We start from the raw sequence: 11,984 nt of genomic DNA on the forward strand, positions 1-11,984 counted from the left end.
GATAGAGGGCCAACCATTGCAGAGATCTTGCTGCCGCTACTGCGGAGACTCATAAAGCATATGACGGATGAGTATGGAGTCGATCCACACTCACCCGTCACTCGTTTAGAAGTTGAACTCGGCCCCAACCTGGATAACGCGAGATATACCAGCGGTTTGTGACTGATTGAACTGGCCGAAGCTCGCGGTATTGACAGGTGTAACGGTGCCGGTCACATTTGAGACCGTATTCGAGCTCAGCAACGAGTGATTCACGCCAAAGTACACGGGGTGATTGAATACGTTCGAAAAAGTACCGTTGATCTTGAGGTCATAGCGTGCTCCAAGCTTGAACCCCTTGGTAAACCGCATGTCGAATAAGGCCTCACGGGGGGAGCGTGCGTTCGAAAGCAGGCGCGGTGCGTTGCCCAGTTGTGGATTGTTGATTGAGCCCGGCACCGAAAACGCAGCGGGGTTGAGGTAAGGGGTGAAGTTAGAGTTGAGGGCGTTCTTCTTCCAGTTTTTGTTGAGAAGCGGAACCCCAGGGACGATGTTGGGCCGCAGTGTGTATCCGGTGGGCAACGCATTCGCAGTGCAGTACTTGTTTGTGCCGCTTGTCGTGCAACCGTTGACGCCGGAGGGCGTCACGGAGACGAAGTAGCCTACTGTGCCAAGAGCGATCGCGTTCGGCAGACCATCTGCGTAGGTTGCGATGCCCGCGGTGGAGATGTTGCCGATGAGATTATCCAGTAGATGATTGTGCAGGCTGAGCGTATGGCCTGCACCGATCGGCAGATCGTAGGTATAGCCGGCCTTGAGACGGCTTGCCTGATCAAAGCTCGCAACAGACCACTCTGCGTAGGGGTTGAGGGGGTTCTGTGGGAGGACGTAACCGAAACCGCCGCCATCAGCACCGGTATTGGTGTCGGGGATATTATCGAGCGTCTTGGACCAGGTGTAGTTGGCGAGCAAAGAGAGTCCCGCACCAAAGCGCTGATTCACACTCAGGTAGAGACCGTTGTACTCCATCGTTCCGCCTCTCGGATAGATCTCTGTGATCGACTGGTTGAAGAAGTTTTGATAAGGGTTGAGCAACTGCAGCCCCGACTCGGAGACCGCTGCCCCGTTCTGAGTAATCCCCCAGGGATTCGGGAACGTTGCGCCCAGGTTCTGATGGGTTTGAATGGCATTCACAACGGTGGACAGATTAGGAACGTTCAATGCATTTGCACTACCTGCGCTGCCGAACGCACCGATCAGATGGGTGCCTTTACCCCCGTTATACGAAGCCTGAAGAACAGTGCGAGAAGTGGGCTGGTACTGTACCGTAAGGTTCCAGGACTGCGTGTAGGGGACCTTGTTGCTCTGGTCGACATAGACCGGAGCCAAACCATTGGAGTAAAGGATAGGTCCACGGTTGCCGCCGAGCGCCGTGTAGGACGAGGTAAGCGGGCCGACCGGATTGGTGATGTAGTTGACGGTCGAGTTTGCTGTAATCCCGCCGCTCTGATTGCCGACGGACTGCGAGGCAACGTTGAAGTTGGGATCGGGCGTATTTTCGTAGCCGGTCAGGGGTAGACGTTGGAGTGTATACGCGGCACGAATAGAGGTTTTGGCAGTGGGAGAGTAGGCCAGGCCTATGCGAGGCTCGAAGCCTGTGTAGTTGATCGGCCACAATGTTTTTGGATTGCCGCAGGCTCCAGAGAAGCAGAACGCACTGGTCGTTACCAATCCATTCAGGTTGCCGGGAATATTCAGTCCGACGTAGGCCTGATTGTTGTACTTCTCCATTCGCGGTGTCTCGAGTTCGTAGCGCAGTCCAGCGTTGATTGTGAGGTTGGGGAGGACCCTCCAGTCGTCCTGGAAGTAGCCTGCGTAGTAGCGCCAGCGATAGTAGCCGGGAACCTCAAGGGGCGTGTTGGTGAAGCCGGAGATCGTCCCGAGAATGAATGTAGCGAGCGGAGCTCCACCCGTGGAACCGTTGTTGGTCTGGCCCGCCGAGAAGGCATAGCGGCCGCCGGTGGCGCCACCAAGATCGTACTGATCGGACTGCATCCAGCGGACCTCTCCTCCGAACTGGAACAGATGCAGTCCATGCGTCCAAGTCACGTCGTTACCAGCGATAAAGTTCTGGTCGACCTGAATGGCTGCATTCGAGAGGCCCATCTGCATCGTGTAGGACACGCCATTAGCGTTGAGATTGCCGAGGCTGGGAAAGCCATAGCCGAAGGATGCAGGAGTCAGACCGTAGGCCGCGGCGTAGTCCTTGGAGCGCGTGCTGGGAGGCGAGAGCCGCTGTTGATTGACCCGCATGAAGGAGTAGTGGAAGCTGTTGACGATATTGCTCGACAAGGTGTGCGTGTAGCCCAGGGCGACGTCATGTGTGGCCGCCGAGTCTGTGGGCACAATGGTCAGCGGATTGGATGGATCGACGGCGAAATACCGGGCTGCGCTGACCGGGATCACGGTGTAGCGAACAAAGAGTTGATCCGAGTTATTGAAATGCTGGTCGATGCGGATCGAATAGCGATTGTCCTTGTTCAAAACGCCGCGCTGGTAGGTTGCGTTGGTCCCATCGTTCTGGGGCGTCGCCTGGGAGTTATCGAACTTAACGTAGGGTCCGGGACTGTTGGGCGTCGGGAACTGGGAGAGTACGAACTGCGCGAATGGATTTTGCGCCAGTTGCGCCGAAACGTCATCGTTGGCGATGGCGCGGATCTGTGAGGGCTCGGACGGTCCGTTCGGGAAGCCATTCGCGTCTACCGTGGACTGATAGTTGATAGAGCCGATGCGAGGAGCCGCAAGCGCAGCGTTGTAGCCGGAGCTCTTCAGAATGCTCTGATTGAGAAGCGTCAGGGAGTTGTGAAGATGGCCTGCAAGCTCATCGGGAGTGGGAAAGATTCCGCGGAAGCCAAAGGCATTCTGCAGCCGGGCAGGCTCAACACCAACGTAGAAGAAGGTTTTGTCCTTGTGCGGATAGATTTTGGGAATCCAGACAGGACCGCCGACGTAAAAACCGTAGAAGTTTTCGTGCAGCGCGCTTCGAACCGTATTGCCGTCAGGGAAGGCGTTGAAGTAAGGATCAGTGTGGCTATAAGTAATCCCGCCATGATATTCGCTTGTTCCGGGCGTGCTGCTCTGAACGATGACACCGCCGCCCGTTCTGCCATATTTAGCTGAGAGTCCGGTGACGATCACCGTGGTCTCCTGCACCTCGCGGCCGGAGAGGTTCACGCCGGTACGCGCAAGACTGGGCTGCGTGACATCGGAACCGTCGACGACGATGGAACTGGTCCCCGGAGGGGCTGCACCGATCGTGATACCTGCTCCTGGGGTGACATAGCTGGTGTAGGCACCTGGGTTTTCGGTCGAGATGCCGCCAGGCTGCAAGGGGTCGCCAACGACGCCGGGAACCAGCAGCGAGGCCTCGAGCGAGCTGCGTTCGGGATAAGGAAGATTTTGAACGATCGCGTGATCTACCGTCGTGGTGACGTTCGATTCGGTCTTGGTAAGGAGATCGGCATCGGCGTTTACGGTGACAGTCTGGCTGACGGTGCCGTTGGGCAGTTTGATGTCGAGCGGTGTCGTGCCAACACCGGATACGCTCACCGATTGTGTGGTCACACGCTCAAAGCCGTCCTTCTGGACGGCAACGGTATAGAGCCCGGGATTCAGGGACTGAATCTGAAACAGACCGTCGTGGTTGCTGGTTGTCGTCTGCTTGACGCCAGTCGCCTCACTGACAACATCGATCTCGGCTCCGGAGACTACAGCTCCGGACTTGTCGTGTACAGAGCCGCCGATTGCCCCCTGTCCAGTCTGTGCCACGGCGCCAATCGCGGATGCCAGAACAGCGATTGCTGTAATGCGAAAAACCCAAGGGCAAGAGAACGCCAGCTCTGCGGCGGAACGGACACAAAGTCTCCGCAATGAATTCCGTTGTCCGCTCTCGTATTGTTTACTGAATTGCATGAAGCCTCCCCGGAAATAAACTCAGGTACTACAGCCGCCATGCTGAAGGGAAAACTCTATGATCGCTGGCTGACTGAATCGAAGAGCTTTTTATTTCTTTACAGAAAGGCATGTCAACGACATTGACGAGCTAAAGCCGAATCGTCTTTGCGTATCAACATGCGATACGGGTTTCTGCAAACGGGTTGTTCATTTCATAGGTGTATTCCGCATTTCTCTCCTATAAACAGGCATTATGAATTTTGGAGGACGCCACAGAAGGCCACTGCATAACTGCTCGATACATCTCACAAAGCGAGACGAAATGTGGCCCCCACGAGGGGCTGCGTCGTGCACTCAAATACGCTCCGGGGAGGATTTCATCCACGTATCATTGGGATACACCTTGTCGACGTTCTGCGGAGTGAGAAGCTCGTGCTGAACGAAGATAGCAGGCGCAACAGGCTTGTGTTTGAGCACGTCGAGCGCGAGCCGAACGATCCTCTCCCCGTAGGTTTCCGGGAAATAAGCGACCGAACAGATCAGACGGCTTGAGGATCGTCTCATCTCATCGCGCGCCGCTAAGCTGCCGTCCTGCCCTGCGATCGCACAGGAGCGCTCGAGGCCAGCCTCACGGAAGGCCTGAAGCGCTGCCAGCGCTGTGGAGTCATTGACTGCTCCGATGAGAGCGCGCTCCGGCTTTTTGCGGCGGATGTGGCGACGCACAATATCGAGCGTGGCCTCGAACTGGCCGCCCTTTGTGTCGTAGTGGTGCGTGGGGGTGTTGTGCCCGAAGCTGCTGACCTCGTTAATTCCATCGATGACACCAGTCAATCGCGCGTTGAGCAGAGGTCCGGCGGCGTCAACGCCAAGAAGGATGATCTGCTCCGGGCCGCTCTTCCAGTTCTTCGTCGCCCATTTCGCAAGGTGCCGGCCAGCCATGCGACCTGCCTTGTAGTTGTCTGCGCCGAAGTAGATTGCACCCGGATGCGGAATATCCAATGCGATAAAGGGAATACGCGCCTCGGAGAACTTCACGGCGATCTGTGCCGCGACACCGATGTTGATCTGGGAGTCGATCACGAGATCGACCTTTTCGGTTACGAAGGTGTCCGCGTTCTGTAGCGCGACGCGAGGACTGAGGCCATTGCTCAGCACCAGGAGATCGATGTTTGCGGCATTGGCAGCCACAACCAGACTGTCACTGACCGTCGCAGTGAAGGGGAGCAGGCTGCTCTGCGAGCCGTAACCGATGCGATAGCGCTTGGTGCGGGCAGGCTGGACACAGCACCGGTAGCCCTGCTTCCCTGCTCTCTCGAGCAGATGCGTTTCCACCAGCGTTTCGAGCAGGCGGAAGGTGGTCGCCTTATGGAGCCCGACCCTTGCGGCCACGACACGCAGATCCAACACCTCAGAGGTGGATTGAAAGGCATTGATGATGCTGACGGCCCGCACCACGGCCTGAATCGTGTATCCGCGTTTGACGCCGGTAACTTTGCGAGCGGTCTTCAATAGATCCTCCTTAGCAGTAACCTCTGCGTTTCACAATGCAAGACAGTTCCCTGCTGATTCAACTGCTGTTTCTTGCGATGCTTTTTGCGCTTTAGCATCGTGAAGCTGGTGGGACGGTCTGTTCGAGCTCTCGATGCGCGCACAGGAAAGCTACCGCAAAGTATGCATGATACGCAAAGAGCAGGCACGTCGGTGTACATGGCGATAAGCGCTCTTTTGGAAAGGCAAGAATGTTACTGGAGCAGACCTGGCGTTGGTTCGGCCCAGAGGACCGTGTCACATTGCGAGACGCGCGCGAGGCCGGCGCCGTCGGCATCGTCACAGCTTTGCATGAGATACCTGCAGGCGAGACATGGCCAGTCGAGGCGATCCAGAAGCGTCAAAATGTGGTTCGTGCGGCGGGACTCGAGTGGACGGTCGTCGAAAGCCTCGAGGTGACCGAACGGATCAAGATGCGCGCGCCGGGGTGGGAGCGGGACGTGGAGAGCTTTGCACAGTCGATTCGCAATCTTGCCACCTGCGGCATTCGGACGGTCGCTTACAACTGGATGCCCCTCTTCAGCTGGATGAGAACGCATCTGCATGAACCGGCACCGAAGGGTGGCTACACGACACGGTTTGATGCAGTGGCCTTTGCGGCCTTCGATCTCTGCATGTTGAAACGCGAGGGCGCGGAGGCGGAGTGGGGCGAGGTTGCGAGCCGCGCGGCCCACGACTACTTCAAGCGGCTCTCGTCAGCAGAGGCGGACACGTTATGCGAGACGATTCTGCATGGATTACCGGGCGGACATCGGCGGCTGACGATCGAGGAGACGGCGGAGATGCTGAAGGCCTATGCGGGTATCTCCGGAGAAGAACTTCGCGGTTCACTAGGGGAGTTTCTTGTGAGAGTGTGCCCGGTGGCGGAAGAATGCGGTGTGAGGCTGTGCATTCATCCGGATGATCCTCCGCGCCCGTTGCTGGGATTGCCGAGGATTGTAAGCACCGCGGGGGATCTGCGCTGGATTCTGAACCAGTATTCAGGAGACGCGAACTCACTTACCTTTTGCACAGGAGCGCTCGGCATTCGGGCCGACAACGATCTGCGCGCAATGGTGAGGGAGTTTGCTTCGAGGATCGAGTTTCTGCATCTTCGCTCCACCGAGCGGGAGCAGAACGCGGGAATGAAGATGGAGTCGTTCTTTGAGGCCGCACATCTTGAGGGTGACACCGACCTGATCGGCATCATGATCGAGGTGATCGGCGAGAAGCGGCGGCGCGAGTTGTCAGGCGATGCTCGCAGTCTGCCGTTTCGTGCCGATCATGGGCAGGAGTTGCTGAACGACTGTGAGCGTGGCGCGGCGCCGGGGTATCCGGCGGTGGGACGTTTGCGTGGCCTGGCGGAGTTGCGCGGGGCTTTTACGATGGCCGAACGATGGATGACGAAAGTTGAGCAGCATGCAGAATTCCCCCAATAAAAATGCGCTGATCTTCGGCGGAGCCTCGGGCATCGGAGGGGCTACGGCCCGAATCATGATCGAACAAGGGGCAAGGGTCACCATTGCGGATGTGCGGAGACCCTCCGGCTGGGCCGATGAAGCGGCGCAGTATGTCGACTGCGATGTGCGCGACCCGGAACAGGTAGGCAACGCGGTGAGGTGCGCTGCCGCGCAGGCACCGCTGGATTGGCTGGTCTACAGCACGGGGATTCAGCACTATGGATCGGTCGTGAGTACACCGGTCGAAGAGTACGACCTCGTGCAATCGATCAATTCACGCGGGGCTTTTCTGGCGTGCCGCGCGGCGATTCCGGAGATGCGCAACGGCGGAGCGATCGTGCTGGTCTCATCGGTGCAGGCATTGGCAACTCAGAAGGGGGTTGCAGCGTATGCGGCGAGCAAAGGGACGCTCGAGGCACTGATGCGGGCCATGGCGGTCGATCATGCGAAGGACAATATTCGCGTGAACTCTGTGCTGCCGGGAACAGTTGATACACCGATGGTGCGCTCGTCGGCAGCGCGATTTGGCGGAACAGACGGGCTCGAGCAGACTCTGCAGCAGTGGGGAGACAGTCATCCACTGGGGCGCGTGGCGCATGCCGAGGAGATTGCGAACCTGATTGCGTTTCTCCTGAGCGATAAGGCTTCGTTTATTACGGGGGCATCGTATCGAGTCGATGGCGGATTGCTGGCGCAGTTGGCTGTGCGGCTATAGGCGCAGTGGCGTGCTGAGCAAACCGCGCACGGATGTCTGCAGTGCGTAGAGAGAACCTTCTGTCTGGTTCGGTTGCGTTGCGTCTGCGGCGGAGGTAAACAGCAGCGTGCTGACATCGGTCGAAGCGAAGGCGCAGGTGGTGGGGTTGTTCAGCGGCGTTTCGAGGATGTCAGCGATCGAGCCGTCGGGGGCGATGCGGACGATGCAGGAACCACCATAACGGCAGTTCCAGAGATGACCTTCGGCGTCCATCGTGGAGCCGTCGGGAAGTCCGCGCGGAAAGCCGGCGAAGAAGACTTCGCGGCCCTCCAGATGACTGCTCACAGGATCAAAGGAGCCGCGATAGAGGCAGTTCGCGAGGGTATCGCCGAAGTACATCGTCTCACCGTTCGGCGACCAGGCCAGCGTGTTAGTGATGCCAAAGCCTGAGTGCCATTGCCTTGGCTCCGCACCGGGGATGAGCGAGTAGAGCGCACCACGCCACTCGGTTACGTCAGAGGTCGTACCGTCGTCCTGCACGTTGTTCTGCATCGTGCCGAACCAGAGCACGCCGGCAGGATCGACGCGGGCGTCGTTGCAGCGCACAGCGGGCCATTCAGGCAGACGAAAGAGAACGTCGATGATTCGGTGCGTGCGGGTGTGCCACACAACGATTGCTCCGCCGAGGATCAGGACGAGGACAGCATCGTAGGTGGTAAGCACGACAGCAGTAACGGGTTGGTCGAAGTGCCAGGTCTCGACTTCGCCAGTGCCAAGCGAGTAACAGTGAAGCAGGCCGCGATTAATGTCGGTCCAGAAGATAGCGTTCTGTTGTGGATGCCAGACGCAGCCCTCGCCGCAGACGTCCTGGGTAGAGGCGAGACAGCGAATGCCTGCAACGGTCATCGGGAACTCTCCATCAAAGATCAAAAGTTGAATAAGCCCCACTGGCTTGGGTTCAGGCGTGCTTCGCTGGGAACGTCGGCGGTCATGGCGTCAGTCTTATTGTGCCAATAGACGCGGGCCTCAGCACGCGTACCATCGCTGAGTACAAGGCCCACGTCGCCCCGATACTGCTTGCCATGAGAGGAATCAAGGCCGAGCAGAGACAACGGCACGGTGATTTGGTAGAAGCCACCGTTTGCAGTGAGCGCGACGCGATCGCTGACGTCCTCGACATCATCGAAGACGACTTCCCCGATGGGCGAAGCGAAGGAGACGTGGTTACCGGGCTTGTCCGTCTTCTGCCAATAGAGGACAGCGAGCAACTTGCCGTTACGCCGCGTGACGAAGAGACGCGCGTCCCCGCTGACAACCTGGCGACCGTCACTTGCGCCCTGGGCACGCATCATCAGGTCGAGGCCACCTCCCTGCGTGAAGGCAAAGGGAAACTCCGTTGCAGAGTTGCGAAGGAGATCGGGCTGATTGGTGCGGTAGGCGACGATCAGATTCTTACTATCGGTGCCGAGTTGAAAGGAGGAGTTCTTATCGATAACGGCCCAGTCTTTGGCAGGCCAGCGATCGGCTGAGGCTGTACTTGCCGGATCGATGTGATGAACGTCAACCGCGGCTTTCAGGGTTTCACGAGCGCGGGATTCCGACCGAAGCGGCTCGGTGCGGGAGAGGTCTTCTTGAGTTGCAATGATGTATCCGAGGTCGACACGCTTGATGGAGTCGAGGCCGTCGAGGCGCACGGTCGAGGTGTGCCACTTGCCGATGGAGAGGTAGACATTGCCATCGTCCTCACCAAACATGAAGGGCCAGAACTGCTCGGCGTCGAAGCTGAGGCCGGTGATCTCCATGCCGGGCTTTTGTTTGGGATAGGGCCAGAAGGGAGTGAGGCGCGTGTCGCCACCGAGCGTAGTGACCAGCAGGCCGTCGACGGTGTAGATATAGATCTCGCCCATGTAGGAGTAGCGCGCAACCATGTAGCCTGCCTGCCCTGCAGCAGGTCGCACGGGATAGCCGAGCATCCGCTTGGGATCCTCGAGATCGCCGGGACCGGCAGGCGGAACCGAAGAGGAACCGGTGGGCAGCGTCCAGCGCAGTTGACCGTCCTTATACCCGCTCATGCCGGCGAGAAACCAGCCGTCGGGGCTGAGTGCGACATCCCCCGTGGCAGGTGTATGTGAGAGGAGCTTCAAGCTGCTGAGGTCGTAGGAAGGGACACCTGCGGCGTCGGGCGAGGCTGCGGGCAGACGGTAAGGACCACCGCTGATGACGGAAAGATCAGGCTGGAAGACGACGCCGGGGGAGCCGGGAACGGTGGGGCGAAGGAACTGGATCTCGTCGGGCTGAACAGCGTGATCGTGATTGCGGTCGGTCCAGACGAAGAAGACGCCGCTGGGATCGCCTGGCGGAATCCGGCGATGAATCTCAGGCTGGTCGAGCGTCTCCCAGTGATGAGCGCCGGAACTAACCCAGCCTGCGCTGGCGATAGGGCGGCAGATACCGTCTTCGAGTATCCAGAGCGTAGTAACGGGACTCTGGTTGTACCAGTAGGTGTTGTAGGAGTCGGTAAAGTACTGGTGGCCGTCGCGATAGAAGGTCTGGGCAGGAGTGATGCCGCCGTGCGAACCGACCGGGATCATATCGTGCGGGAAGAAGATGGGCTTGGTCGTATAGCCGCCATAACTGATGATGTCGTTTAGCGGATCGGGGAAACGGTAGCGTACGGCAGTGAGGCGCGAGCTGCCAGTCGTGGGATCGACGCGGAATTCGAGCAGGCCCATGCTGCCGGGGTTGCCGATGGAAGGATAGTAGGCGCGATAGAGATCGTGCGGGTCCGCGAACCCACCGCCGCCATACTGCGTAGGGCCGTACCAGGCGTTGAGGAAGCGACCGGTTTTGGCATCCCATCGGCTGATGCGTTTGGGAAGGTAGTCCTCTTCAGCAACCCAGAGTGAGCCTCTAGAGTCGATGGTCATACCAAGGGGATGCGCCATGCGCTGCTCGTCGTAAGAGCCGAGTTGTGGACCGCCGGGATGGCCGATGATGCGCAGCGGCTTACCGGTGGTGGCCGAGAAAACCTTGACCTGGTGGCTCGAGCCCCAGTCCGTAACGTAGATCTCACCATCGGCCTCGATGATCTGTTTAGGCGACTCCAGCTGCGAGGCAGAGACGATGACCTGCGGGTTGGCGAGAGAAAGCGTGTGCCAATCATTGTGGAGGGTGAGTCGCGTGATGACACCTTCGGTTGCGACCAGCAGGTGGCCGTCGGGTTCGAAGGCAAGGGCTCCTAGGTGAGCGAGCTTGATCTTCGCGAAAGAGGCTTGTGCCTTGTGGCGAACATCAAAGGCGACGATCTCGCCAGCGGCAGGGTTCGAGAGCAGCAGCAGGCCATTGCAGGCGGCAAGACCCACAAGCTCGCGGAAGCCATCGTGGGTCTGGACACCGCCGACGACCTTCTCGAGCGGGGTGAGGCCGTCCTTCGTAATGATGAAAACCTGCAGCCCTCCGGGATCAGTCTTGCCGAAGTCGCGACTGGGATTGACAACGTAGACCGTATAGGCGATCTGGTCAGGGTTGCGGTCACCGCCGATGTCGCGAGCAAGAGCAATTCCACCGTTCCAGCCGCGGATCTTGATGCCGTCAAGCTTGCGTCCGTTCAGGTCCGTCCACATCAGAGCGTGACCGGCCTCGGCGGCCTCCGCTCCGAACAAGATCTCGGGCTCGGTGGAATGGGTGGGCCAGGGGCTGCCCTCGGGAAGAAAGAGCGCGGAGGCTGGAGGAGTGTGGTCGGCGAGCCACGCGCCGGTGCCGTCCGCGGTGGGCCAGGGAGGATTGCCGGGCGAATAGACGGAGTACTGGAGATGCGGAACGATGCGCTGATGGAAGAGGCCGCGAACGTGATATCGACCGGGGTGGGCAACTCCATCAAGTGAGCTTCCGTCCCAGGGGATTGTGTTGCGGCCCTGGTGAACGGGATAGTCGGCGACAAGATTTTTGATGCGATTGCCGTGCTCGTCCTCAACTACCAGAGTGAGAAGACCGTCCTGGCTGGCCTCGTAGGGAATGGTGATAGCGGCGGGAACCGACGGCTGCATCTGAGCTCGGAGAGCAGGCGTGAAAGACAGAAGGCTGATGCTTGCAAGAATTGCCAGGGTACGGTGCATACATCTCCAACGGGTTTTAAGACGGTTTGCTGTTGACAGCACACGTCGCAACAGCCGAAGGGAAACTATAGCCGGTGGAGAGGCGATGGCGAAATTCGCATCGCTGCGTTCGATTTCCGTTTCACGTTTGCCGCAGCGGAGATCGCCGGCATATGCGTTATGAGCGCTTGAACGCTCATCGATTCGCTTTGATCGAGTACAGAGATGGAGCTTACGTCTGGTGTAGTCGTCTCGTGCTGCGAGACGCAGGACTGC

General features: G+C 58.8%; 6 protein-coding genes. 2 read left to right on the forward strand and 4 right to left on the reverse strand.

The window, feature by feature from the left end; genetic code table 11:
• Positions 1–105 precede the first annotated feature (105 nt).
• Both ACIX8_RS16970 and ACIX8_RS16975 read right to left on the reverse strand, forming a co-directional pair.
• On the reverse strand, positions 106–3,807 hold the full coding sequence (locus tag ACIX8_RS16970; RefSeq protein ID WP_044176952.1) for a carboxypeptidase regulatory-like domain-containing protein: 3,702 nt from the start codon (positions 3,805–3,807) through the stop codon (positions 106–108).
• 480 nt (positions 3,808–4,287) lie between these two features.
• On the reverse strand, positions 4,288–5,442 hold the full coding sequence (locus ACIX8_RS16975) for a substrate-binding domain-containing protein (protein WP_014266605.1): 1,155 nt from the start codon (positions 5,440–5,442) through the stop codon (positions 4,288–4,290).
• Positions 5,443–5,672: 230 nt separating this feature from the next.
• Here ACIX8_RS16975 and uxuA point away from each other — a divergent pair, with 230 nt between their 5' ends.
• Both uxuA and ACIX8_RS16985 read left to right on the forward strand, forming a co-directional pair.
• A complete protein-coding gene (uxuA, locus tag ACIX8_RS16980) occupies positions 5,673–6,899 on the forward strand; it encodes a mannonate dehydratase (protein WP_014266606.1) in 1,227 nt (408 codons plus the stop codon).
• Positions 6,880–7,635 carry an SDR family NAD(P)-dependent oxidoreductase gene (locus ACIX8_RS16985; RefSeq protein WP_014266607.1) on the forward strand — a complete coding sequence of 252 codons (756 nt, stop codon included), beginning with the start codon at positions 6,880–6,882 and terminating at the stop codon, positions 7,633–7,635. Before uxuA ends, ACIX8_RS16985 begins: the two co-directional genes overlap by 20 nt.
• On the opposite strand, the gene ACIX8_RS16990 is transcribed toward ACIX8_RS16985, so the two are convergent.
• Together ACIX8_RS16990 and ACIX8_RS16995 are read right to left on the reverse strand one after the other, a co-directional pair.
• A complete protein-coding gene (locus ACIX8_RS16990) occupies positions 7,630–8,520 on the reverse strand; it encodes an SMP-30/gluconolactonase/LRE family protein (RefSeq protein WP_014266608.1) in 891 nt (296 codons plus the stop codon). The genes ACIX8_RS16985 and ACIX8_RS16990 overlap by 6 nt on opposite strands.
• A gap of 20 nt (positions 8,521–8,540) precedes the next feature.
• A complete protein-coding gene (locus ACIX8_RS16995) occupies positions 8,541–11,729 on the reverse strand; it encodes an NHL repeat-containing protein (protein ID WP_014266609.1) in 3,189 nt (1,062 codons plus the stop codon).
• Positions 11,730–11,984: the final 255 nt, after the last annotated feature.

The organism is Granulicella mallensis MP5ACTX8 (assembly GCF_000178955.2).
Classification (GTDB): domain Bacteria; phylum Acidobacteriota; class Terriglobia; order Terriglobales; family Acidobacteriaceae; genus Granulicella; species Granulicella mallensis.

Coding starts and splice junctions, on each gene's coding strand:
- uxuA (WP_014266606.1), top strand. CDS start 5,673: ATGTTACTGGAGCAGACCTGGCGTTGGTTCGGCCCAGAGGACCGTGTC.
- ACIX8_RS16985 (WP_014266607.1), top strand. CDS start 6,880: ATGCAGAATTCCCCCAATAAAAATGCGCTGATCTTCGGCGGAGCCTCG.
- ACIX8_RS16990 (WP_014266608.1), bottom strand. CDS start 8,520: ATGACCGTTGCAGGCATTCGCTGTCTCGCCTCTACCCAGGACGTCTGC.
- ACIX8_RS16995 (WP_014266609.1), bottom strand. CDS start 11,729: ATGCACCGTACCCTGGCAATTCTTGCAAGCATCAGCCTTCTGTCTTTC.